18 protein-coding genes, 1 tRNA gene and 1 pseudogene are annotated in these 24,541 nt (G+C 38.9%); 5 read left to right on the top strand and 15 right to left on the bottom strand.

All coding sequences use genetic code 11. The features are described 5' to 3' along the window. Positions 1–28: 28 nt before the first annotated feature. The 10 genes from CLI64_RS06025 to CLI64_RS05980 form a co-directional block, all read right to left on the bottom strand. Entirely contained in the window at positions 29–445 is a 417-nt protein-coding gene (locus CLI64_RS06025) for a putative toxin-antitoxin system toxin component, PIN family (protein ID WP_103136366.1), read from the bottom strand. Further along, entirely contained in the window at positions 435–662 is a 228-nt protein-coding gene (locus CLI64_RS06020) for a hypothetical protein (protein WP_103136365.1), read from the bottom strand. Before CLI64_RS06020 ends, CLI64_RS06025 begins: the two co-directional genes overlap by 11 nt. Before the next feature lie 92 nt (positions 663–754). Continuing rightward, positions 755–982 carry a DUF4351 domain-containing protein gene (locus CLI64_RS06015; RefSeq protein ID WP_225977515.1) on the bottom strand — a complete coding sequence of 76 codons (228 nt, stop codon included), beginning with the start codon at positions 980–982 and terminating at the stop codon, positions 755–757. A 158-nt stretch (positions 983–1,140) separates the two neighbouring features. Beyond that, positions 1,141–2,064 carry a DUF4351 domain-containing protein gene (locus CLI64_RS06010; protein WP_103136364.1) on the bottom strand — a complete coding sequence of 308 codons (924 nt, stop codon included), beginning with the start codon at positions 2,062–2,064 and terminating at the stop codon, positions 1,141–1,143. Between the two features lie 114 nt (positions 2,065–2,178). Next, positions 2,179–3,078 (bottom strand): DUF4351 domain-containing protein, encoded by a 900-nt coding sequence (locus CLI64_RS06005; protein WP_103136363.1) that lies wholly within the window; start codon positions 3,076–3,078, stop codon positions 2,179–2,181. Between the two features lie 181 nt (positions 3,079–3,259). Continuing rightward, positions 3,260–3,490 carry a prevent-host-death family protein gene (locus CLI64_RS06000; RefSeq protein WP_103136362.1) on the bottom strand — a complete coding sequence of 77 codons (231 nt, stop codon included), beginning with the start codon at positions 3,488–3,490 and terminating at the stop codon, positions 3,260–3,262. 14 nt (positions 3,491–3,504) lie between these two features. Then, complete coding sequence (locus CLI64_RS05995; protein WP_103136361.1) at positions 3,505–4,860, bottom strand: restriction endonuclease subunit S; 1,356 nt, start codon at positions 4,858–4,860, stop codon at positions 3,505–3,507. A gap of 68 nt (positions 4,861–4,928) precedes the next feature. Continuing rightward, positions 4,929–5,234 carry a hypothetical protein gene (locus CLI64_RS05990; protein WP_103136360.1) on the bottom strand — a complete coding sequence of 102 codons (306 nt, stop codon included), beginning with the start codon at positions 5,232–5,234 and terminating at the stop codon, positions 4,929–4,931. 204 nt (positions 5,235–5,438) lie between these two features. Next, positions 5,439–7,655: a class I SAM-dependent DNA methyltransferase gene (locus tag CLI64_RS05985; protein WP_103136359.1), complete on the bottom strand. Its 2,217-nt coding sequence runs from the start codon at positions 7,653–7,655 to the stop codon at positions 5,439–5,441. Between the two features lie 268 nt (positions 7,656–7,923). Next, positions 7,924–7,995, bottom strand: a tRNA-Gly gene (locus CLI64_RS05980). 489 nt (positions 7,996–8,484) lie between these two features. Here CLI64_RS05980 and CLI64_RS05975 point away from each other — a divergent pair. Continuing rightward, positions 8,485–9,354, top strand: a complete 870-nt coding sequence (locus CLI64_RS05975) for an Npun_R2479 family HD domain-containing metalloprotein (RefSeq protein WP_103136358.1) — start codon at positions 8,485–8,487, stop codon at positions 9,352–9,354. A 120-nt stretch (positions 9,355–9,474) separates the two neighbouring features. Next, on the top strand, positions 9,475–10,674 hold the full coding sequence (locus CLI64_RS05970; protein WP_103136357.1) for an ABC transporter permease: 1,200 nt from the start codon (positions 9,475–9,477) through the stop codon (positions 10,672–10,674). Between the two features lie 183 nt (positions 10,675–10,857). On the opposite strand, the gene cobJ is transcribed toward CLI64_RS05970, so the two are convergent. The 3 genes from cobJ to CLI64_RS05955 form a co-directional block, all read right to left on the bottom strand. Beyond that, positions 10,858–12,546 (bottom strand): precorrin-3B C(17)-methyltransferase, encoded by a 1,689-nt coding sequence (gene cobJ, locus CLI64_RS05965; protein WP_103136356.1) that lies wholly within the window; start codon positions 12,544–12,546, stop codon positions 10,858–10,860. A 167-nt stretch (positions 12,547–12,713) separates the two neighbouring features. Beyond that, entirely contained in the window at positions 12,714–14,039 is a 1,326-nt protein-coding gene (locus tag CLI64_RS05960) for a DUF58 domain-containing protein (protein WP_103136355.1), read from the bottom strand. 412 nt (positions 14,040–14,451) lie between these two features. Next, positions 14,452–14,769, bottom strand: a complete 318-nt coding sequence (locus CLI64_RS05955; RefSeq protein WP_103136354.1) for a hypothetical protein — start codon at positions 14,767–14,769, stop codon at positions 14,452–14,454. A gap of 266 nt (positions 14,770–15,035) precedes the next feature. On the opposite strand from CLI64_RS05955, the gene CLI64_RS05950 reads away from it, so the two are divergent. Beyond that, the gene (locus CLI64_RS05950) at positions 15,036–16,856 is read left to right on the top strand and encodes a PAS domain-containing sensor histidine kinase (RefSeq protein WP_103136353.1); all 1,821 of its coding nucleotides are present in this window, start codon (positions 15,036–15,038) and stop codon (positions 16,854–16,856) included. On the opposite strand, the gene CLI64_RS05945 is transcribed toward CLI64_RS05950, so the two are convergent. Together CLI64_RS05945 and CLI64_RS31475 are read right to left on the bottom strand one after the other, a co-directional pair. Next, positions 16,834–17,403 carry a Uma2 family endonuclease gene (locus CLI64_RS05945; RefSeq protein WP_103140611.1) on the bottom strand — a complete coding sequence of 190 codons (570 nt, stop codon included), beginning with the start codon at positions 17,401–17,403 and terminating at the stop codon, positions 16,834–16,836. The two genes, CLI64_RS05950 and CLI64_RS05945, sit on opposite strands and share 23 nt — an antisense overlap. 508 nt (positions 17,404–17,911) lie before the next feature. Then, positions 17,912–18,004: pseudogene (locus CLI64_RS31475) on the bottom strand (type II toxin-antitoxin system PemK/MazF family toxin); the annotation flags it as partial. Between the two features lie 205 nt (positions 18,005–18,209). On the opposite strand from CLI64_RS31475, the gene CLI64_RS05935 reads away from it, so the two are divergent. Both CLI64_RS05935 and CLI64_RS05930 read left to right on the top strand, forming a co-directional pair. Continuing rightward, complete coding sequence (locus tag CLI64_RS05935; protein ID WP_103136352.1) at positions 18,210–23,612, top strand: ATP-binding sensor histidine kinase; 5,403 nt, start codon at positions 18,210–18,212, stop codon at positions 23,610–23,612. A 111-nt stretch (positions 23,613–23,723) separates the two neighbouring features. After that, on the top strand, positions 23,724–24,287 hold the full coding sequence (locus CLI64_RS05930; RefSeq protein WP_103136351.1) for an EF-hand domain-containing protein: 564 nt from the start codon (positions 23,724–23,726) through the stop codon (positions 24,285–24,287). Positions 24,288–24,541 lie beyond the last annotated feature (254 nt).

Below are 24,541 nucleotides of genomic sequence, written 5' to 3'. Positions count from 1 at the left end.
ATAAACATAATCAAGTATAAAACGTGAATTAATCAATGGCGAGAAAGTCACTTGGTGTAATAATCTGATTTTGATATTCGGGTAAGTCCTTGAGTATTAAAAGGTCTTTATCACCTGTGATTAAAAACTCGGCATTAGAGTCTTCAGCAAGTTCTAAAAATTTGTTATCATCTGGATCTCTACAAGTGTTTAGTTGAGAGTTAACTTCTATAAATTGACTGTATTTCTTAACTGCATCTAAAAAATATTGTCGGTCTTCATTTGAGATATATTTATCAAACTTAGCTTTGTAAATGCGTGTCTTCAATTCTTGATAAGTTTCCTCACTTTGAGCAATTTTGAATTGTTTATAAGCTTTATTGAGAGCTTTACGGGCTGTTCCATCTGGACTCAAAGCAGCACTAAGTAAAACATTGGTGTCAATGACAATTAGTTTATGATTCATCGGCGAGTAATTCTTCTAGAATTTCTTCTGTTAGTCCTTTGGCTTGAGCATTTTTGCCGATTCTGTCAAAAACACTGACTAAATCTTCATTTTTATTTTCTAGAGAGTGGTTTTTTATTGCTTGAATGAGTTGTTCTTGTTCTTGTGCTGGAAGCTCTAGGACAAGATTAAGAATTTGCTCGAAGGTTATGGGAAGTTGATAAGTTTTTTGAGTCATAAGTTTTTAGCGTTAAGAAATAGTATGTATGGGGTGCGTTACGCTATCGCTAACACACCCTACCAATTTAAGCTGTACTTATAAATATGCTATCAATTTTGTTGGTCTAGCCAATTGATGATGTCTTCTACAGATTGGAAATCAAAAATCGCATCTGCTAGATTTTCTATTTGCTCTACAGATAAAGAATCAATCCGGCTTTCTAACGTAGAATCAATATTATTAAAGCGACGTTTTAGTTGTCTTTTAACAATCTTTTGTTCCCCTTGTTCAATTCCTCTTTCAATTCCCTTTTCCATCCAACTGGTGACAATTTCCATGATTCCTTCCTCTTCAACATAAGTTAGCTTGTTTTAATTCGGTATCAAGTGCTTGTTCTTCTGTAGCGTTTAATTTGAGATAGGGATTTTATGGTGCATTAAAACAAAGCGTAACGTAACGCACCATAAAAGTTTAAGGTTTACTTATAAAAATTTCCTCAATTTTGTTGATCTAACCAATTTATCAAATCTTCTACAGCTTGGAAATCAAAAATCGCATCTGCCAGATTTTCTATTTGCTCTACAGATAAAGAATCAATCCGGCTTTCTAACGTAGAATCAATATTATTAAAGCGTCGTTTTAGTTGTCTTTTAATAATCTTTTGTTCCCCTTGTTCAATTCCCCTTTCAATTCCCTTTTCAATTCCTTTTTCCATCCAACTGGTGACAATTTCCATGATTCCTTCCTCTTCTACTAAGTTGGCTTGTTTTAATTCGGTATCAAGTGCTTGTTCTTCTGTAGCGTTTAATTTGAGATAGGTGTCAATAAAACCGGAAATTAGTTCCATTTTAGCAGGGTTTAACTGCAAGGTTACTAACATCCTTAAGCACTCTAGTTTAACTCGGACTCTTTCTTCTGGTTTAAAGTCCATTTTTGCCATTAATGCAGCCGCAACAGGGTTTGGTTGGTTTAAAAAGTTGCGCCAGTTGAGGTTATTTAGTTGAATGGCGATGTAATTAAATTCCAGGATTTTTTTGTTAGGGAAGTTAACTGTATATTGGCTTTTTTCTGGGCGTTTGGGTTCGTCGTAAGAAAAGATGACTATGGGGAAGATTGGTAATAGATATTTAGCATCTAAACGGGCGAAGTAATGAAACATCCGCCGTTCAAATTCTTTTTGGTTATATGCTTGATTTTCGAGGTGAATCAGAAAATATGTGTCTTGTTCTCTAAATTTGACTTTGGCGAGTAAGTCTATTTTTCTTTTGTCTCCAGAGGTGACATCTGTAAATATTTCTTCTGGTAAAAATGTGAGGCTGTCTTTATTTACGTAGTCTAATACTTCTGGTAGGAATAATTCTATAAATTCCCAAAAGAAGGTTTGGATTAATTCTTTAAATAATCTATCGTGGTCTATCATTGATGGTGTTTGGATATAATAAGTATAAATAATACGATATGAACTGATTTTATGGTGCATTAAAACAAAGCGTAACGCACCATAAAAGTTTAAGTTTTACTTATAAATATGCTATCAATTTTGTTGGTCTAACCAATTTATCAAATCTTCTACAGATTGGAAATCAAAAATCGCATCTGCTAGATTTTCTATTTGCTCTACAGATAAAGAATCAATCCGATTTTCTAAGGTAGAATCAATATTATTAAAGCGTCGTTTTAGTTGTCTCTTAACAATTTTTTGTTCTCCTTGTTCAATTCCCCTTTCCATCCAACTGGTGACAATTTCCATGATTCCTTCCTCTTCTACTAAGTTGGCTTGTTTTAATTCGGTATCAAGTGCTTGTTCTTCTGTAGCGTTTAATTTGAGATAGGTGTCAATAAAACCGGAAATTAGTTCCATTTTAGCAGGGTTTAACTGCAAGGTTACTAACATCCTCAAGCATTCTAGTTTAACTCGGACTCTTTCTTCTGGTTTAAAGTCCATTTTTGCCATTAATGCAGCCGCAACGGGGTTTGGTTGGTTTAAAAAGTTGCGCCAGTTGAGGTTATTTAGTTGAATGGCGATGTAATTAAATTCCAGGATTTTTTTGTTAGGGAAGTTAACTGTATATTGGCTTTTTTCTGGGCGTTTGGGTTCGTCGTAAGAAAAGATGACTATGGGGAAGATTGGTAATAGATATTTAGCATCTAAACGGGCGAAGTAATGAAACATCCGCCGTTCAAATTCTTTTTGGTTATATGCTTGATTTTCGAGGTGAATCAGAAAATATGTGTCTTGTTCTCTAAATTTGACTTTGGCGAGTAAGTCGATTTTTCTTTTGTCTCCAGAGGTGACATCTGTAAATATCTCTTCTGGTAAAAATGTCAGGCTGTCTTTATTTACGTAATCTAATACTTCTGGTAGGAATAGTTCTATAAATTCCCAAAAGAAGGTTTGAATTAATTCTTTAAATAATCTATCGTGGTCTATCATTATTGATGTTTGGAGATAACAAGTATAAATAATGCGATGTGGACTTATTTTTATAACCCCTCTCCAAACCTCTCCCCGAAGCGGAGAGAGGCTTTGAATCTTTCTCCCCTTCCCTTGTAGGGAAGGGGTTGGGGGTTAGGTCTAAGATACAATTGCACATAGCGTTATTAATAACTAATTTTTACAACTCAATATCATCTAAGGGTAATAATCCTTCATCCACATCAGGAAAGTCTTCGTCTAATGGTTCAAGGGTAGAAAAGGTTTCTAAAAGGGATTTTTTCTTAATGGGGGAAACTATAGCTAACGCAACACCATTTTGTATGATGGGGAAGGGTTCGCCTGTTTTTTGCGCTTCGTTAATTAGGTTTTGGAGGGTTTCGGGAAGTTGTGCAAGGGTGATTTGTGTCATGGTGGTTTCTGGGGTTAGGGTATGGGGACTTGGCGCACGTCTATTTTACCTGTGACGGCGTTGGTGATGAGGGCGGTGCGATATTCTTTTAATAGTTCAATGGCTTTTTGAATTTTTGCTTTTGGTTGGTCAATTTCGGATGTTTTTTGGTTTAAATAGTCTATTATTTTTTGCTGTTCTGACTTGGGTGGGACAGTGATTAACCAATCTAAAATATGTCTTTGGGAAACCTTCACCATTGAACCACTTGAACCTCTTGCATCAGCCTCAATTTCTGAACGAGCTTGAGGTGTAATTAAAAATTTACCCAAAAAACTTGGGAGAATCACAGGAGCTTTCACTCTAATTCTATAAATTAAATCGGAGATTAATAGATTGGGTTCATCTTGTGGAACGACGCAGGCATCACCTACAAGTTTTGGTGTGTTTCCTCTAGTCAGTAATACATCACCATGTTTAAGAGAGAGAGAATTTATTAAATTATCTGTCTGCTTTAGTGCTTTATTTTCATGTCTTATAAAATTCCCTCTTGATATGGCACTCAACTTTAATACACCTAATTCATCAGGTTGTGCAGGAATGTTACTCGCCAAAGGTGAACTACCTTGTTGTAGGTTCTGAATCAAAAACTTAACCCGTTTAACTTCCCAATGCTCAGGAATTTCACCCAGCCACTCAATACCAGAATCTTTCATCGGGACGTTTGGCTCTAGCCCTTTGGTGACAGCGTGGCTGATGAGGGCGGTGCGTTTTTCGTCGAGTTTTTCAATGAGGGATTCTTTCTTAGCGATGAGTTCATCTATTTGTTTGGTTTTATGGTCGAGAAAGCGGGCAATTTTCTCCTGTTCATCCAGTGGCGGTAAGGGTAAAGCTAAAGCACCTAACTTTTCACTTGTCAAATGAGCAATTGTAGATTTATTACATAAAATATCAAACCATCCTGTATCAGCAATATGCCTCATTAAGTAATTAAGATATTCAACACTTGATTGAGATAAAGGACGGACTCTATGTAAGGCATTTTGAATAATACTATCTTCTTGTAATTCCTTTAACAAAGCAGTTCTTCCAACTTCTCCGCCTTCAGAAATCAAAAGGTCTCCATTTTTTACTTGATATTTTTTTTTATCTCTTGGTGAAGCCCACATTTTGGGAAGGTTGTCAGTATCAACTTTATCCCATCGAACGTGAATGGCTTTAAGGTAGGAAATTTCTTCATCATTCTCTGATTGAGGTTCGTTTTGAAGCATTTTTCCTAATTGAATATCGAAATAATATCTAAAAACACTTCTTTTCCAATGTTCAGGAATCTCCCCCAACCACTCAACACCAGAAGCTTTATACTTTTCATAACCCTGATACTTACCCATTATTATCCTGTAACTCCCTTAGCGAAATTGTTGGGTTGCGCTGCGCTTCACCCAACCTACATCTATTTTTATTCATCAAAAACACCGTTTAAATCATCATCCATTGCTAAATCATTTTCTATTAATTCAAGCTCAGGACAAGTACCAGATAAATTAATGATACCCGAAGCATGAAGCATATTTTTTTGTCTAAAAAACTCCTTTAATTCATCATCAGATGAAAGATTAAGTATCTCTTTTAGCTCATCAAAATCAATCAAGCCTTCTAGAAAAACATCTAATACAAGGCTTGCAATTATCTTTTGTGATAAATTACCCCATTGCTCTTGTATCTTCTCTGCTAATTTATCTGGTAAATCAATTGTGATTTGCATAATTGAAAAATCTCCCGACTATACATTTTATTTTAATCATTAGATGTTGTTTGAAAAGTGGTTGGCTGTGTTTTGAAACACCTATTGATCCCCCCTAGCCCCCCTTAAAAAGGGGGGAACTAGAATCAAAGTCCCCCTTTTTAAGGGGGATTTAGGGGGGTCTAAAGTATTTGATACACCATCAGACATCTTTCAAACAACCTCTTAAACCACTTCCCCCAGCATCGCCATAATATCCGCTTCCAAAGACTTAATATCATTCTCAATCTCATGTAAATGACGAGGCGGCTGATATACATAAAAATGACGATTTAAGGGAATCTCATACCCCACCTTAGTCTTATCAAAATCAATCCAAGCATCGGGTACATGGGGTAATACTTCCGCTTTTAAATACTCCTCACAATGCCCCTTTACCAACTTAACCAACTCATTTACATCTGCATCCTTGTCATATCCCAAAGGTAACGGCAACGTAATATCATCAGGTAAAGCGACAATTTCCGTATCCCGTAAATTACTATCAGGTTCAGGATTCCCCTTCGCATCTCGGCAGATTTCCGCTTCTGTATCTGTCTCTCCCAATGCAGATAAAATCGCTTTTTTCACAGGAGCTTTTAAACTTAATCCGGCATTTTTTAACACCCGATTTAAATCTTTTTCAAACTCATTCCGCGACATATAAACTTTACCCCCATCCAATTTCTGCAACGCATCGATAATTTGATTTTGCAGATTTTCACCCATCTCAATTTCTAACTGTTGTACCTTCGCATCTTTACGCTTCTTACTGGTTGCTAAATCCTGAAACGCTTTTTGTTCAGATAACCTCGCCAAACGTTCCTCACTCGCCTGAAAATTTAACCGTAAGGGACGCTCTACCGTAATTTTAAGAAAGCCAAACTCCCGATTGTCAAAAATCTTCGAGCAAACCCGCTTTTGTGTTTCCCCTTCTGACTCTACCTCACTCACCCCATTCTGCTCAAAATCCCCATACAACCGCACCAATTCCGCAATATGTTCAGGGGATAATTCATTGCGCTTATTACCCAAACTCTTTTTCATTTTCTGGAAATGGCGCGTACCATCAATTAACTGCACCTTTCCCCGACGATGGGCGGCTTTTTTATTTGTTACTAACCAAATATAAGTAAAAATTCCGGTGTTATAAAACATCTGATCAGGTAACGCCACCACTGCATCGAGCCAGTCATTTTCAATAATCCAACGGCGAATATTACTTTCCCCACTCCCCGCATCCCCTGTAAATAAAGGCGAACCATTAAATACAATGGCAATCCGCGAACCATCACCCCCTACCTCTGGGGATGGGTGCATTTTCGATATCATGTGTTGTAAAAACAACAATGAGCCATCATTAATGCGCGGTAAACCTGCCCCAAAACGCCCTTTAAATCCTAAATTTTCATACTCATCTTTAATAAAATCTTCTTCTGGTTTCCATTCCACCCCAAAGGGCGGATTAGCAAACATATAGTGAAACTGTTTATCAGGATGACCATCATGGGGTAAAAAGTTATTACTTCTGCTTTTAGCGTTTTTTACTCCTAATGTATCGCCATAAACCAGATGATTAATCGGTTCATCTTTAATCAGTAAATCAGAACAGCAAATCGCATAAGATTCAGGGTTATATTCTTGCCCAAATAACCCTAAATTCGCTTCAGGATTTTGCTTTTTAATATATTCCTCCGCGACAGATAACATTCCCCCTGTTCCGGCGGTGGGGTCATATACTGTGCGATAAATCCCTTGTTTAAAAATATCTTGTTCATCACAAAAAACCAAATTCACCATCAACCGAATAACTTCACGGGGTGTAAAATGGTCTCCGGCTTCTTCGTTGGCTTGTTCGTTAAATTTCCTTACTAATTCCTCAAATAGATAACCCATTTGCAAATTAGAAAGTTTCGCCGGTGATAAATCAATATCAGGCTTACAAAATTCTTTAATAACTAGATATAGCCGATTACTTTCATCAAGCTTTTGAATTTCTGTATCAAAATCAAATTTCTCGAAAATATCCCTAGCTCTGGGTGAGAAACTATTAATATAAGCCCTTAAATTACTAGCAATGCCATCAGGATCACCTAATAATTTTTGAAAGGTAAATTCACTGAGATTATACAACGGCTGCTGACGTTCGCCCCCAATGGCAACTTTTGCGATCGCCTTTTCAAAAGCCTCCCCCTCTAAACCCATCGCCGCATATTTCGCCTTAGCCTCCAGTACAGCTTGCTTAGTCGGCTCTAAGACAGCATCCAAACGACGCAACACAATCAAAGGTAACATCACCCGACGGTACTGGGGTGGACGATAGGGGCCGCGCAGTTTGTCAGCAATACTCCAAATAAAACCGACTAACTCTTGGTTAGTAGAGCTTTCTATATTAGCCACCATAGGAATTTTCAGTAATAAAGTTAAGTTTAATTAGCGCGATCTCTGTAAAGAATAACCAGTTTACCGCGTTCCCAGCTCGTTTATAGGTAGCTTGAATATAATCGCTCACACATCTTCACTGATATTATCAATGCCATTGCAGAGATTGCGATCGCTGTTCGCGTAGTGTCTCACAGAGCCGCCTAAACCTTCGGCGATCGTGATAAGATTTAATGCTATATTTGCAGGCTAAATGCTGGAAATGCCTATAAAATAGTATTTTTTTCAAAGCGGGCGATGGGACTCGAACCCACGACGTTCACCTTGGGAAGGTGACATTCTACCACTGAATTACACCCGCGTAAATTAAGGTACTAGTAATTATAGCATAAGCTTACGGGAATCGTAACATTTTGAAAAAATGCGGAAAATCAAATCATCTAGCAATGTCAGACTTTAGTCACAAATCATGTCAGTATCTTCACAATTAATCAAAACATATTAATTTAAGTCACAAAATATTAAACCTCCCATAATTATGGGCAATCTAGTTGTAATAACTGTCACGATAGCCATCATGAATGTTAGTATTAATTTTATTTATCAAATAAAACAATAACCGTATTTATACGGTGATGCCTCGGCAGAATAAACCTTATATTTTTGTCAATCAATCGTAATCATTTAAGTCACATACACTTGGTTTTGAGATCACACTCATCTAGTCAATAACAATGGAATATGGATAATGCAAGATAAATATAGATTCTGACAATCCTCTTTAGGAACATCCTGAAGATGTTGTTTGTAAAAAACTTTAAATAATTGCTATCGAACCCAAGTAACTGATATGTTCAACGCCACTGAAATTTTAATTGATGCTTTTGTCAGACAAATTAGAGAAGGTTACAGCCGGACATACGGCTGTTTCAAAAATGAGTATGAAGATATCATTGCTTGGGCAGGTAACATGGCGTTAGAAAATATAGCCAACAGTGATGCCCTCTATCATAACGTTGAACATTCTATACTAGTAACTCTGGTAGGGCAGGAAATTTTACGCGGTAAGCATATCCGCGAGGGTGGGGTTTCTAGTGAAGATTGGCTACACTTTATTATTTCCTTGCTGTGTCATGATATCGGCTATGTTAAGGGAGTTTGTCGGCAAGACCAAGAAAACAAGGGTTTATATTCTACAGGCAAAAATGGCAGGATGATTTCTCTACCGCCTGGGGCTTCTGATGCTAGTCTGACTCCCTATCATGTAGATAGAGCTAAGTTGTTTATTGATGAGCGTTTTGGCGGACATAAGCTCATAGATGCTGAAGTCATCAAAAGTAATATTGAATTGACGAGATTTCCGGTTCCTACAGCCGAAGATCATCAAGATACCACAAGCTTTGCGGGATTGGTGCGTGCTGCTGATTTAATTGGACAGTTAAGTGACCCCCGTTATTTGAAGAAAATCACCTCTTTGTTTTATGAATTTGAAGAGACTGGGGTAAGTAAAGTTTTAGGTTATAAAACGCCTGCCGATTTACGCAACAATTACGCTAAATTCTATTGGAATGGAGTTCACCCTTACATTACAGATGGATTGCGCTATTTATCTTTGACGCAGCAAGGTAAGCAAATTATTGCCAATCTCTACTCTAATGTATTTGTAGTAGAACACGAAAAAATTCAGGAAGAACAAAGATTATTAGTTGAGCAATTGTAGAGTTAGTCAATCTAAAATTTGCAGGGTGAATGGGGAAAAAGTTTACGTCTTGCCCCTTGACTATATCGACTATTCACCCTTAACTAATGACTAATAACTAATGACTAATAACTAAAAACTATGAATTGGTGGCGAAGACTTCAGAAAAATCCTTTGGCGCGATTTGGGGCAGTTGTGCTGTTGATTTTCTATATGGCAGTAATTGCTGCTGATTTTATCGCCCCTTATAACCCATATACTTCACAGCCTAATGGTTCACTATTACCACCGACGCGGATTTATTGGGTTGATAAAACATCGGGTAAGTTTATCGGCCCCCACATTTATCCGACAACCCAGGGAGATACGAATTTAGAAACAGGCGATCGCCAATTAATTGTAGACTACACAAAGCCTTCTCCTGTGCGTTTCTTTGTTTCTGGTGCTGAATATCGACTGTTTCAGTTGAGTCTACCTCTACCCTCGACATGGGAAAAAACGACCATTATCCCTGGTATACCGACTAAAAAATCTCGGCTGTTCCGGTTGAGTGTACCACTACCTGCAAAATGGGATGACTTTACTATTATTCCTGGTATACCTTTAAATTGGCACTTGTTTGGTGCAGATGGAGAAGCCAAAATCAACATTTTAGGCACTGATGAACCAGGACGCGACCAACTCAGCCGTCTATTGTATGGTGGACGCATTAGTTTATTTATTGGGATTATTGGAGTAATTTTTACCTTCCCTCTAGGTTTGTTAATCGGTGGTATTTCTGGCTATTTCGGCGGCTTGACTGATAGCATCATTATGCGGATAGCAGAAGTGCTGATGACTTTCCCCAGTATTTATCTATTAGTGACATTAGGTGCAGTTTTACCCAGTGGTTTAAGCAGCAGTCAACGATTTTTATTGATTGTTTTGATTACTTCGGTGATTAGCTGGGCTGGTTTAGCAAGGGTGATTCGGGGACAAGTTTTATCGATAAAAGAACGGGAATTTGTGCAAGCAGCAAGAGCTATGGGTGGTAAACCGATATATATTATTATCCGTCATGTTTTGCCACAAACAGCTACATATATAATTATCTCTGCTACTTTGGCAGTTCCCAGTTTTATTGGTTCAGAAGCAATACTCAGTTTGATTGGTTTGGGTATTCAGCAACCTGACCCATCCTGGGGAAATATGCTGTCTTTAGCTAGTAATGCTTCTATTTTGGTACTGCAACCTTGGTTAATTTGGCCTCCAGCTTTGCTAATTATCGTCACAGTTTTGGCGTTTAATTTGCTAGGTGATGGTTTAAGAGATGCCCTTGATCCTCGGAGTTTGCAAAGATAAGACCAATTCGCAATTCGCAATTCGCAATTCGCAATTAAGAAAGTCAGATAATATCTGGGTTTCAAGCTTTGCATCTGTTGCCGAATTTTGGAGAATTGGTATTAGGGATAAAGGTAAAAGGTAAAAAGAAGGGAAAAGATTCTTTTGCCTTTTTACTTTTTACTTTTTCTGGGATTGGGGAGATTATTGGTAGCGACGGGGTGTATAAACGTAGACATCACCGTTGAGGCGGTTAATCATTCTAGTTTGACTTGAACCAACGATAATCACTGTTCGCATATCAGCAACTTCTGGTGCTAACTGGTCTAGGGTGATGACTTTGACACTTTGTCCTGGTCTGCCGAGATTGCGTCCTAAAACTACGGGTGTATGAGGTTTTCTATATTGCAGTAAAATATCTCTGGCTGCGGCTAATTGCCAAGTGCGTTCTTTGGAAACGGGATTATAAAAAGCCATAACAAAATCAGCTTGGGCGGCGGCGGTAATGCGTTGTGTAATGACTGACCAAGGTTTCAAAATATCTGATAGGGAAATCGCACAAAAATCATGTCCTAAAGGTGCGCCAATGGTGGCGGCGGCGGCTTGCATGGCGGAAATTCCTGGTGCGACGTGAATATCAATGTTGTCCCATTCGGGTTTGTGGTGGAGGTCGAGGACTTCAAATACAGCCGCCGCCATTGCATAAATACCAGGGTCGCCGGAGGATACTACTACCACATAACGTCCACTAGCGGCTAAATCTAGTGCCATTGTTGCCCGTGCAATTTCTTCGCGGTTGTCTGACTCATGACGTTGTTTACCAACTGCTAAAGCACCGACTAAATCTAGATATGTTTTATAGCCTACTAAGTCGGTGGCAGATTTGAGGATTTCTTTGACTTCTGGTGACATCCATTGAGAACTACCGGGGCCTGTACCGATAATTGCTAACCTACCTTGTGACTGACCGATAGTCTCAGGGTCAAGGGGTTGGGGAGAGATGGCGATCGCTATATGCGATAATTGAGCAATTAACTTACCATCTGTGCCTGTAGCGGCTAAGGCGATATTTTCAGCTAGTTGATGGCTAGGGAAAAAGCGCGCCGATACTCCATAAGTATTAACTAAAGTATGAATAATTGGGTGAGATGCGATGGTGATGGGTGCAAATATCCCAGCGATAGATGCGGGGGCAATATTGGCATTAGTGAGTAATTCTTGTATTGTCTCTAGAGTAACATCGGTGTGGTCAATGGCGATCGCTACGGTTTTGGGATGATATACCAGACAATCGACTGTAGAATCGACACAGTTTTCCGTGACTCGAATTGTTAAATTCCCTTCAGGATTAATCGGTAACTGACTATTACTTAACCAAGGTGCTGTTCCTTCTAGCTGGACTTGCGCCCCGGCTAACAAATCGGAAATAAATTTCTTGGCATCTTCTGGGTTAGCTAAATGATATCCAGGGGGAGGAGATAGTAAAGCTGTGCGAAAACGAATATCCCCTGTGGTGGTAATTGCAGCTTGGGTATTTAACACCTCAGCCACCCGCCGCGCCAAGTCATTAACGCCATTGAGTCCCCCCAACAGAGGGACAACCGCGCTACCATCTTCAGCCACCGCTAACACTGGCGGTTCTTGACGTTTATCGGAAATTAACGGGGCTAGGGTTCTAATGAGAATACCCGCCGCACAAATCCCAATTAATGGTGTTCCTTGGGCAAATAATTCTCGTAGTGTCTCACCAAAATTCGTAAAGCTGACATCTACGCCAGAGGTACGGCCTGTTAAACCGTGAATTATCGCCCCTGGTAAAATGCTGGTCAGTTTACGGGCTAATGCTACGCTATTTTGGCTTAAAACGATAATGGCAGGTGCAATCTTGTTCATAGACTTGGGCATGGGGCATTATCGAAACAATCGGGTCTAAAACCTCGCCTTAAAAGGCGAAAAGTTTTGGCACGGGGTAAAACCCTGTGACAAAAAGTAATTGCGAATTGCGAATTGCGAATTGCGAATTGCGAATTGGTTTATATCTGGGTTCAGCAACACCCACATTAGAGTTGATTTTTAGCTTTTAGTTGCAGATATCGTTCCACTAATTGGTCACTGATTTGATTAGCTGGTGCATCTAACACCAACACGCCTTTTTGCTTTAACTGGGCAAAAGCCACTTGACGCTGTGCTAATAAATCTAATGCTACAGCACGGGTGTAAGCTTGAGTCACATCATCTGTAAACCTATGGGCTAAATCATCTACTTTGGGGTCTCTTAAGGTGACACAAAATGGTAGATAGCGGGGGGCTAGTCGTGTCAGGGCGGCGAGGAGTTCTGTAGAGGCGGTGGCATCAACTAAGTCTGTAATAATTACTACTAGCGATCGCCTAGTTTGTTGCTGCACTACGTGAGTTACAGCCCCCAAGTAATCTGATTCTAATAAAACTGGCTGAATTGGCGTTAACCGGTCAATGAGTTGATTTAAATGATTTTGTCCCCGTTCCGGTGGCATCCATGTGTGCATTTGGTTATCAAATACACCTACACCCACGCGATCGCCTCTGTGTAATCCCGCTAATGCCAGAGATAAGGTTGCATTCAAACCCCAGTCAAAACGTTGCAAACCTTTGACTCTAGCGGTCATCAATCTTCCTCTGTCGAGTAAGATTAACAGAGTTTGTTCCTGTTCTGGTTCTAGGACTCGCACTAGAGGCGGTGTGTTACCATGTGTTCCGACGCGTCTAGCTGTAGCCTTCCAATCAATTAAGCGCAAATCATCACCAGTGCGATAGTTGCGTAGTTCTGCAAATTCTGTGCCAATACCTAATCGTCGAGATTGACGGATAGCACCGGATGATTGTAATGTCAGACGAATGGAGAGCGATCGCAGTCCGATTAAATCAGGATAAACTTTGACTGTCAGACCGTGGCGAATTTGCCAATCATCCCAAGCTAAACCCCAAGGGCTTAATTGTCGGACTTGAATATTTCCCCAAGCGAATTCACCGCGCTGTGTGGGGTGAACTGTGTAAGTTAATTCTTGAGTAGTATTAGCTGCAACAGTTGTATTTAATACAGATTTGGATGCACCAAAATCTAAGGGGTAATAGTCACGAATTTGAATGATGGCGTTAGCTTTCTCAGATATGATATTTAGCACTACGGGGTTATCTCTGCCAATGGAAAAGCGAGACGGTAGTTGACGAGTAATTTGCACCCGCAGAGGCTTGACGCGTAAACCATCCACCACCATCAAAATCAGGACAACGATATCAAAAATGAGAGTGACAGTAATAGCAAAGGCGACGCTCAAGAATAAGGATAAGAGAAAAGCGATCGCTAAACCCAAAAGTAATAATAAATAAACTCTTTTAGCCGCAACCATAGATTTTTTTGTAAAACTTGATTATACCTGCTATATAGGTATTCACCCATACACCAAAACAATTCGATGAGCAGAGTAGGTTAAACCAATTCGTCATGATAAGTAAGTCGGTGCAATCAAACCAAACTATGTGAAGAAAAGTAAATAAGGCTCAAATTCTTTCTCCCCCTGCTCCCCTGCCCCCTGCCTTATTCCAACAATAATTATTTACGCCGACCTACTTACTATCGTCCCGCTTCGCTATGAGACGCTACGCATAGCTTGCTTCCAGTGGTAAGCCAACACAATTATGTGTTGTGGCGGGATTGAGACCACACCACAACACTTGCGGCTTAATATGAAGCTGAGGAGTTAAATCCCTAAATTTTGTTAAAGTTTAAAATCAACAGTCAACCATCCACCAATCAACCTTTCAGCTTGTAGCCTGTACAGGTTTTTGCTGTGAAACATTGCCAGGAATTGGTTCAGTTTTTGTTCCAGGTTCTACAGCAGTTAATTCAATATGATTTAATAATGTAGTGACAAATGCAAACAATAGGAAAGGTAGCGACAGTACAACCACAAGACCAACGGTAGCCAAGGCATATACGGGTCTTCTAGCACCCATTAACGCCAAAGCAGATGCCAAACTGAGAGTAACTGTAATTAACCAAACGATGATTTGACCGTAGATATCACCAAAAGTCAAAGTGCAGACAAACCGATAGTTTTGAATATTATTTTTGTTCATCATATTTTACCTCGATTTTCTCCTATAGGTTCTACGTTAGAGCTATGTTTGACTGACGGTCGATTTCTCAATATTTTTCCAAGGTTTGTAATATCACTTCACAATTAAGTGTTGCTTTTATGTCATTTATACAAACAATGCAAGAATACACAATCAATTTCTTAACAATTTACTCATAAAATTTGTTGTAGAAGCATAAAGCAACGGAGGTAAAGGTGACAAGTTACCAGGGGGCAAAAATCTTGAATTGTGAATTTTGAATTTATATGACCAATTGGTTAAGAACAGTGCAGAAGTGGTTGAAGAAAATAGTTACCACTGCCACCATAGGTGAAATAACCAATGTTTACACAGTTCACCAAACCCAGGTGCAGGAATGGCTGACTAAGAGACATCGTTTTTTGTGGCAAAGGTTGTATCTGTGGTTATGGCTAGCATTAATTTGCCTAGTCACTTTTAGTTTGCGAAATGTTTATGATTTGTTTTTCCCTCTGCGAGAGTTAAAAACACTACCCCAGGTCTTGAAAATTCAAGTTTTGGTGATGAATGGGGCTGTTTTTCTGAGCCTGATGATTTGTTTTCTACTACATAAAACAAAATTTGGTCGTCGCTACCCTGGAATATTATTTTTAGGCTCATCTTGGTCACTGAATTTAACAGCGCAATTATTCGCTACACTGAAAGGATTTGCACTCCCTGATACTGCTGGTTGGTCACTGGTGTTTTTGAGTCAAGCAATACTGATGCCAACACGCTGGACTTTGCATTTAATCTCTCAGATAGGAGTGTTAATTTACTACTTTGGTGTGAATACTGTTTTAGGACTAAAGACACCCATCACCAATTATACAGACCTTTATAATGTCACGTTTCTTTTATATGTTTTGTGGTTGTGTATAATTTGTGATTTAGGTGTTTATTTGTACGATCGCCTGCAACGCTCTGAATTTTATGCGCGGAAAGAATTAGAATTAACTAATACTAAACTTCAGTTAGCAGAGGCGAAATATCGCAGTATTTTTGAAAATGCCATTGAAGGTATTTTTCAAAGTAGCCCTGATGGACGTTATATCACAGCGAATCCGGCTTTAGCTTGCATTTATGGTTATAATTCGCCGCAAGAGGTGACAGATAATTTTACAGATATTGAACATCAGTTATATGTTGACCCAAAACGACGGGCTGAATTTGTGCGTTTAATTGAGGAACAAGGCTTTGTTTCTGAGTTTGAATCCCAAATTTATCGTCGAGATGGTAGTATTGTTTGGATTTCGGAAAAAGCCTACGCCGTTCGTGATGAACAGGGGAACTTACTTTACTATGAGGGATTAATTGAAGACATCACCCAACGTAAACAAGCCGAGGAAGCATTAAGAGTATTTCTGCACGCCGTTTCCCATGATTTACGCAACCCAGTCTTAGGTACTGTCATGGTATTGCGGAATTTATTAAATCAGCACATAGAAAATATACCCCAAAGCCCAAACCCCAATCCCCAATCCCCAATCCCAGTCCCTCGGCTAATTTTAGAACGAATGCTACAAAGTAGCGATCGCCAATTAAGCCTAATTAATTCGCTGTTGGAAGCGCATATTAGTGAAGTGCAAGGGATAGTTTTACATTGTCAAACTGTAGAATTACATACAGTGGTGGAAACGGCGATCGCAGATTTAGAACCCACACTCAGGGAAAATCAAGCAACATTAACGAATCTCGTCACCGCAGACTTACCGTTAATAGCAGCTGATACAACACAACTATGGCGGGTATTTTCTAACTTGATTTTAAATGCTATTAAACACAATCCACCAGGATTACAAATCACGGTCAATGCTAGTTGTAAAGGAGATAAACTTTACTGCACAGTCACCGATAATGGTGTAGGTATCAGTCCCCAGCAATGTGAAAGGCTATTTGACCTTTATTTTCGTGGTGATATGCGTAATTCCGTTAGCTTGGGGTTAGGGTTGTATTTATGTAAGCAAATTATCAATGCTCATGGTGGTGAAATTGGTGTCAACAGTCAATTGCAACAAGGTGCAACTTTTTGGCTGACTTTACCGATTATTCGGGAAAAAAGCCACTAATAGCGCAACTAAATCCTGGTAAAAGTGGCGATGTTATTTCATCATCACCTAATAAAGTGGCAACTAACGCTAATTTCGCTTTCTCCCGTCGATAAACTTCTACTTGTTGAGTAAAACGGTTGACAATCCAATATTCACTCACACCTTGAACTGAATACAACTTAAGTTTTGCTGCTTGATCTCTGAGTTCATTTTGTTTACCAGGGGATAACACCTCTACCACTAACTCTGGCGCGCCAGTTAAATGTCCCGCTTCATCAACAATTTGCGCTAGTCGTTCTCGACTTACCCAAACTACATCAGGAATAACGCTATCTGCTTCAGAAAAAATCACCCCTGGATTGAAAATTGCTACTCCTAAGCCAGTTGTATTTGACCAAGCATCAAGTTTTATGGATATTCTGCCACAAACTTGTTGATGAAGGTAGTGGGGATGACTAACCGCAAAGAGTTCTCCATTAATAATTTCATAGCGCGTCCACTCATTTTCAGGTAGAACTTCTATATCGTGAATTGTCCAGCGTACTCCCTCAATGGCTTGACTCATGGGTAATCGTCCTCGGTGGGCTACTTGCCTTTGTTTGATTTTAGCTGATGGTAAGATATGGAAGTCAGTGAGATGTTGAGTGTGATGGTGTCTGTTAACAAAACGACGTAGAACAGTTTGCAGATTCTTTTTGGATACGTCTTCACCCACCGCTAGAGAAAGCGATCGCCACAACTGTGAACCAACTTGTTTAATATAGTCATATTCATAATTTAATTCTTGGGCAATTACTGCATAGGTGCATCCTCGCCAGCTTCTCTCAAACACAACAGATTCCACATCATTTAGTTTTTGTCTCAACTGAGCAGAGTTGAGTAGTGTATCAACTAGTGTTAGGGCTTCTTGTGCCTTCATGGTGAGCTAGAGTTTATTTATTGCTTGAATTGTGTAAAATTTCAAGCAATCACCCCCTTTTTACGTTATTGTTTACATTTATTTACAATATTTTTCACTTTTTCTCATCGCCAATGAGAATTTCCCGCAAACTCAGAAAGCGGGTTTTTGATCATACCTGTACCTGATCAGCCATAGCGATAGAATCGCTTGTCAATCCTGCATCCGGGGCTGAAATGAATACTTGCGTGGGATAAACTCGTTTACCGATATTAGTCAGCATTTTTTACGTATATTTACAGTGATTCTCACCTTTTTGCACTGACAAAGGTTATGATGATCAGGATAAACGTGCTGCTTTACGTAAACATCGTAACATTAAGATAAACAAATAGTATAATTTTATACTTTTACTTAGGGATTCAGTTAATTATTTGGGAATACTAAATCCAAACATTTTCAAGATTTAGGATATGACTAGCACTCTGGTGAAGATTCTCGGATATAGCATCAGCGAAGAACTCTATAATGGCTCTCGAACCCAAGTTTATCGAGGTTATCGAGAAGTTGATCGACAAGCAGTAGTCGTTAAACTACTGAAAAATCCTTATCCCAGCTTTAACGAACTTTTATCGTTTCGCAATCAGTATACAATTGCCAAAAATCTCAACTCCCCCCTGATAGTCCAAACCTACAGTCTAGAACCTTGTCAAAATGGTTATGCACTAGTTATGGAAGACTTTGGGGGGATTTCTCTTCAGGAGTGGGGAACTAGAGAAACCCAACAATCTTTAGAAGAATTTTTAGTGATCGCGATCGCTCTATGTGACATCTTAGATTTACTCTACCACGAGCGCATTATTCATAAAGATATTAAACCCAGCAATATATTAATCAATCCCCAAACCAAAGAAATTAAATTAATCGACTTTAGTATTGCATCACTTTTACCACGAGAAAGCCAAACCCTAGTTAATCCCAAAGTATTAGAAGGAACACTTGCTTATATATCTCCTGAACAAACAGGGAGAATGAATCGCGGGCTTGATTATCGTACAGATTTTTATTCTTTGGGTGTGACATTCTATGAATTACTGACAGGTGAGTTACCATTTTCATCTACTGATGCGATGGAATTAGTACATTGTCATCTGGCGAAAACAGCACCATTAATCACAGAAATTAATCCCCAAATTCCATCTGTACTATCGAAAATTGTCAGCAAATTGATGGCGAAAAATGCCGAAGATAGATATCAAAGTGCTTTGGGATTGAAATATGATTTAATGAATTGTTTAACTCAACTAAGAGAAACTGGGAAGATTGACAGCTTTAAAATTGCTAGTCGGGATGTGTGCGATCGCTTCCTGATTCCTGATAAACTTTATGGTAGAGAAACCGAAGTACAAACCCTACTAGAAGCTTTCGAGAGAGTCAGCCTTGGCGCAACAGAAATGATGCTGGTAGCTGGGTTTTCTGGAATTGGGAAAACAGCAGTCGTCAATGAAGTGCATAAACCAATTGTTAGACAACGCGGCTATTTTATCAAAGGTAAATTTGACCAATTTAACCGCAATATTCCCTTCTCTGCTTTTGTGCAAGCGTTTCGTGATTTAATGGCACAACTATTGACAGAAAGTGACACTCAAATAGAACAATGGCAAAATAAAATATTAGAAGCTGTTGGTGACAATGGACAAGTTATTATTGAAGTAATTCCCGAATTATCAAAAATTATTGGTGAACAACTACCAGCAGTAGAATTATCAGGAAATTCAGCCGAAAATCGCTTTAACTTATTATTTCAAAAGTTTACACAAGTATTTACCAGTGCAGAACATCCCTTGGTAATATTTTTAGATGATTTGCAATGGGCAGATTCAGCATCACTAAAATTAATGCAGCTATTAATGGCTGATACAGGTCATATTCTACTTATTGGTGCATATCGTGATCACGAAGTCCATCTAGGACACCCATTAATGTTGACTTTGAGCGAAATCAAAAAAAATCAAGCAACAATTAATACCATTACCTTAGCACCCCTCAATCAAGAACAAGTCAATCAATTAGTTGCTGACACCTTCAAATGTAGTGAAAGTTCAGCATGGGATTTATCTTTATTAATTTATCGCAAAACCCAAGGTAATCCCTTTTTTAGCATCCAGTTTTTTAAAGCATTACATCAAGATGGATTGATTGCATTTGATTTAAAGCTAGGCTGTTGGCAATTTGATATTGCACAGGTGACGACTCAAGCAATCACAGATGATGTTTTGGTATTTATGAGTTTGCAATTACAAAAACTCCCATCATCAACGCAAAAAACCTTGCGATTAGCCGCTTGTATTGGTAATCAGTTCGATTTAGATACTTTGGCTATTGTTTGTAAGCAATCAGTCATTGAAACTGCTGCTGCTTTGTGGAAAGCTTTACAAGAAGGACTGATTTTACCAACTAATGAGATTTATAAACTTTATCAGGATTCGCCATTAAACAATAGCGAATTACAGCAAGATGAGCAAAAACAAGTAACCGTTACATACAAATTTTTACACGATCGCGTCCAACAAGCTGCCTATTCCCTAATTCCCGATGAGCAAAAACAGATAACTCATTACCAAATCGGACAACTGCTGCTGCAACAGATGTCTCTAGATGTTAGAGAAGAGAGAATTTTTGAACTTGTCAATCAATTAAATTACGGAATCACGTTAATTGACGAACAAAATCACCGAGATGAATTAGCAGAACTTAATTTAATTGCTTGTCGCAAAGCCAAAAACTCTACCGCCTATCAAGCGGCGGGAGAATATGCTGCCATAGGATTATCTTTATTAGGAGAACAAGCTTGGCAACGGCAATATGATATAAGCTTGGAATTTCATGAATTAGCCTCAGAGATTGCTTCTTTATGCGGCAAGTTTGAATTAATGGGGGAATTAATTGATAGCGTAATTACACAAGCACACTCTTTGCTAGAAAAAGTCAATATTTATTGCATTAAAATTCAATCTTACGTTTTTCAAAATGAACCAATTAAAGCCGTTGATATTGGACAAAATCTCCTGCAAAAATTTGGTGTAAAATTTTCCGAATCACTAAGCCCCGTAGATATTCAACAGGCAATTCAAGAAATTAATCAACTCATTGGAGATAGAGACATCGCCAATTTATGTGATTTACCTGTAATGACAGATCGGGAAGTCTTGGCAATTATCCAAATTGCCTATGCTCTTATTCCACCAGCTTATAGCTCCGGTTCTATTTTGTGTCCATTACTGATAACTTTGTCAGTTAGATTATCAATTCAGTATGGAAATACAATTATTTCTGCATTTGCTTATGCTAACTATGGCTTCATTCTCTGCAACTTTTTACAAGATGTCGATACAGCAACAGAATTTGCTCAATTATCTCTAAAAATTATTGCCAAATTTGATGCTAAAGCTCTTAAACCAGAAGTGCTTTTAGTTTTGGGAGGTTTTATCCTGCATCGCAAATCTCACATCAAAGATATCCTCCCTCTGTTGCAAGAAAGTTATGTGATTGCTTTAGAAGTTGGCAGTACCAAGTTTGCAGGATATCATGCCCGTACCTTTTGTAATGCTGCTTTTTGGTGTAATCAACCTCTTGCTACCCTAGAACAGAATGCTCGTGCTTACTACAATGGGTTGATGCAACTCAATCAAGTTGGACTAGCTAATCACTGTCGGCTTTCTTGGCAGTCTGCACTAAATTTGCTTGGTTATGGGGAAGATCCTTGTATTTTGTCTGGGGAAGTTGTACAAGAAACAGAAGTTCTGCCACAGATCATATCTGAGAATGATTTGAGTGAGTTGTATGTGTTCCATTCATATAAACTCATGCTTTGTTTTTTGTTTGGAGAAACTCAACAAGCGCAAAATCATGCTGTTGAGTGCAGAAAGCATTTAATTGCTGCTCAGGGACTAGTATATGAGGCGGCATTTTATTTTTACGATTCTTTGATCGCCTTAGCAAGTTTGAATTCACAATTACAAGATCCATCAGAGGTATGGCAACGGGTAGAGGAAAATCAAACTCAGCTAAAAAATTGGGCGCACCACGCACCGATGAATCATCAGCATAAGTTTGATTTAGTCGAAGCCGAAAAATGTCGCGTGTTAGGACAAAAAATCGCAGCCACTGACATCTACGACAAGGCAATAGGTGGAGCTAAAATCAACGATTATGTACAAGAAGCAGCCCTTGCTAACGAACTGGCGGCAAAATTCTATCTTGATTGGGGCAAACAACGCATTGCTCAAGAATATATGATTGAAGCCTACTATGCTTATGCTCGATGGGGAGCAGAAGCCAAAGTAGTTGACTTAGAAACTCACTATCCCCAATTACTCGCTCCTATATTACAGCAAGCCCATACACCTCTCTCCACTGACGAAACCATCCTCACATTAAGGACTGTCTCATCCGCCGGTTCCCTCACTTCTAACACCAGTGTCTCCGATACCCTAGATTTAACGGCTATCCTCAAAGCTTCTCAAATGCTCTCTGCTGAAATTGAAATTGAAAAACTTCTCTCATCATTGCTGAGAATCGTCATCGAAAATTCGGGTTCGGATAAGTGCGTTTTAATTTTGTTGCAAGATGGCAACTTGATCATTCAAGGGACAATTACTGAAGGGATGCCGCCAGTCGTTTTGCCGCGTGTTTCTGTTGAGGATAGCCAAGACATTCCCCACAAGCTGATTTACAAAGTCAAGCACAACCAACAGACTACTATTTTAGCGGATGCGATCGCAGATCCGGTATTAGGAAATGACCCGTATATTGTGCGTCAGCAGCCTCAAAGTATCTTGTGCAGCCCGATTTTGCATCAAGGCAAATTACTGGGTATTTTATATCTGGAAAATAGTTTAATTAAGGGTGCATTCACAAGCGATCGCGTCGAACTCTTGAATCTCATTTGCGCTCAAGCTGCCATTTCTCTAGAAAATGCCCGGCTTTATGAATCTGCTCAGGAATATGCCCAAAAGTTAGAGCAAGCACTTACTGATTTGCAAAATGCCCAATTGCATATAGTCCAAAGTGAAAAGATGTCTGCGTTGGGTAATTTAGTTGCAGGTGTCGCCCACGAAATGAATAATCCATTGGGGTTTATTTCTGCTACGCTCCAACAAACTAAACCCAATTTTGTCGATATCACAGAACATTTGCAACTCTATCAAAAATTTATCGAAAACCCTGGTGATGAAATTCAAAACCATGCGGAGCAAATTGATTTAGAATATCTTTTGGCAGACTTACCGGAAGCAATCGATGCAATGTTAATGGCGTGTAGCAGGTTGAAAAATATTAGCACTAGCTTGCGGACATTTTCTCGTGCTGACAAAGATTATAAAGTTCAATTTAATTTACATCAAGGCATTGACAGCACACTTTTAATTCTCAAGCATCGCCTGAAAGCAAATCCACAACGCCCAGCCATTGAAGTAATCACAAACTATGGTAATTTACCTTTAGTCAATTGTTTTCCTGGACAATTAAATCAGGTGTTTATGAATATTCTGGCCAATGCTATTGATGCCTTAGAAGAAGCAAGTATTGGTAAGAGTTTTGCAGAAATTAAAGCTTATCCTAACTGCATTACAATTGCAACATCAATTGTAGATAAATACACGAACATCTCAATTACCGATAATGGTAAAGGAATGACTCCAGAAGTTAAAAACAAGATTTTCGATCATTTATTTACTACTAAATCAGTAGGTAAAGGGACGGGATTAGGATTAGCGATCGCCCGTCAAATTGTCGAAGAAAAACACGGTGGTAAAATCACAGTTAACTCTGTTTTGGGTGAGGGGACAGAGTTTATAATTTCTCTTCCCATATAGCGAATTTGTTCGTAAAGAGCCACTATTCGTGAAAATCTGAAATCCTCGTGTGATAATTACGCATACTTGCAGGTGTTGTTATCAACTCCGTACTGATGTGGTAATGTAAGTATGTTTAGTCGGCAAAGAGGAAAAGCATTGTTAAGCGAATATCATAGAAAAAAGTTACTGCATCACTTTCAGTGTCTGGATGCCGATAATTCAGGCTTCATTGGAAAGGAAGATGCTGAGATTTTTGCTCAGAGGTTCGCCAAAATTCGTAGCGCAGAGATTGGTTCAGATATTCACAAAGATTTGTTATTTAAGTGGCTTCATATTTGGGAGAATTTTTGGTCTAAGGCGGATTTGGATGGAGATGGTAAGGTAAGTTCTGAAGAATTTTGTCAGAGTGTAGAGAAAGTAGTTTCAAATCCAGATTACAACGACCCTTTAATAGAAACTTTGTTTGATATTGTTGATTTAGACGGTGATGGTCAAATATCACAACAAGAGCATAGTCTATTTTTCAGTGTGTTTGACCTAGATGCTAAACAATCAGCTTTTGTCTTCTCTAAGCTTGATATTAATCAGGACGGCATCATCTCTAAAAAAGAGTTTGTTTCTGCTAAAAGAGAATTTCTAACTGAGAAAGAAACTGGTGCTATAGGCAACTGGTTTTGGGGTTCTGTGGAGTAATACACGCTTTAATTTTGGGGTTTTGGGTTCATACTTTTTGATCTCTAGGTGTCATACCAATTCACAATTCGCAATTCGCAATTCGCAATTAAAAAACTTAGATGTAGCAAGGATTTTAGGGTTTACATCTGTATCAGATTTTTCGTGAAATGGTATCATTGTGAGCGCAGCAATCGCAAAGTCTCTGGGATTGCTGCGCTCACAATGACTGAACATAAATTTATATAAAAATTCAGATTTTATCAGAACAACAG

The sequence above is a fragment of the Nostoc sp. CENA543 genome (genome assembly GCF_002896875.1).
Lineage (GTDB): Bacteria > Cyanobacteriota > Cyanobacteriia > Cyanobacteriales > Nostocaceae > Trichormus.
The sequence above is the reverse complement of the archived record's forward strand: the minus strand, read 5'-3'. Positions and strand labels throughout refer to the sequence as shown.

Excerpts from the sequence above, each read along its gene's own strand:
- CLI64_RS06005 (WP_103136363.1), bottom strand. The coding sequence starts at position 3,078 with ATGATAGACCACGATAGATTATTTAAAGAATTAATTCAAACCTTCTTT.
- CLI64_RS05945 (WP_103140611.1), bottom strand. The coding sequence starts at position 17,403 with ATGAGTCAAGCCATTGAGGGAGTACGCTGGACAATTCACGATATAGAA.
- CLI64_RS05950 (WP_103136353.1), top strand. The coding sequence starts at position 15,036 with ATGACCAATTGGTTAAGAACAGTGCAGAAGTGGTTGAAGAAAATAGTT.
- CLI64_RS05960 (WP_103136355.1), bottom strand. The coding sequence starts at position 14,039 with ATGGTTGCGGCTAAAAGAGTTTATTTATTATTACTTTTGGGTTTAGCG.
- CLI64_RS05995 (WP_103136361.1), bottom strand. The coding sequence starts at position 4,860 with ATGGGTAAGTATCAGGGTTATGAAAAGTATAAAGCTTCTGGTGTTGAG.
- CLI64_RS05970 (WP_103136357.1), top strand. The coding sequence starts at position 9,475 with ATGAATTGGTGGCGAAGACTTCAGAAAAATCCTTTGGCGCGATTTGGG.
- CLI64_RS06015 (WP_225977515.1), bottom strand. The coding sequence starts at position 982 with ATGGAAATTGTCACCAGTTGGATGGAAAAGGGAATTGAAAGAGGAATT.
- CLI64_RS05985 (WP_103136359.1), bottom strand. The coding sequence starts at position 7,655 with ATGGTGGCTAATATAGAAAGCTCTACTAACCAAGAGTTAGTCGGTTTT.
- CLI64_RS05975 (WP_103136358.1), top strand. The coding sequence starts at position 8,485 with ATGTTCAACGCCACTGAAATTTTAATTGATGCTTTTGTCAGACAAATT.
- CLI64_RS05930 (WP_103136351.1), top strand. The coding sequence starts at position 23,724 with ATGTTTAGTCGGCAAAGAGGAAAAGCATTGTTAAGCGAATATCATAGA.
- CLI64_RS05955 (WP_103136354.1), bottom strand. The coding sequence starts at position 14,769 with ATGAACAAAAATAATATTCAAAACTATCGGTTTGTCTGCACTTTGACT.
- CLI64_RS06000 (WP_103136362.1), bottom strand. The coding sequence starts at position 3,490 with ATGACACAAATCACCCTTGCACAACTTCCCGAAACCCTCCAAAACCTA.
- cobJ (WP_103136356.1), bottom strand. The coding sequence starts at position 12,546 with ATGAACAAGATTGCACCTGCCATTATCGTTTTAAGCCAAAATAGCGTA.
- CLI64_RS05935 (WP_103136352.1), top strand. The coding sequence starts at position 18,210 with ATGACTAGCACTCTGGTGAAGATTCTCGGATATAGCATCAGCGAAGAA.
- CLI64_RS06020 (WP_103136365.1), bottom strand. The coding sequence starts at position 662 with ATGACTCAAAAAACTTATCAACTTCCCATAACCTTCGAGCAAATTCTT.
- CLI64_RS05990 (WP_103136360.1), bottom strand. The coding sequence starts at position 5,234 with ATGCAAATCACAATTGATTTACCAGATAAATTAGCAGAGAAGATACAA.
- CLI64_RS06010 (WP_103136364.1), bottom strand. The coding sequence starts at position 2,064 with ATGATAGACCACGATAGATTATTTAAAGAATTAATCCAAACCTTCTTT.
- CLI64_RS06025 (WP_103136366.1), bottom strand. The coding sequence starts at position 445 with ATGAATCATAAACTAATTGTCATTGACACCAATGTTTTACTTAGTGCT.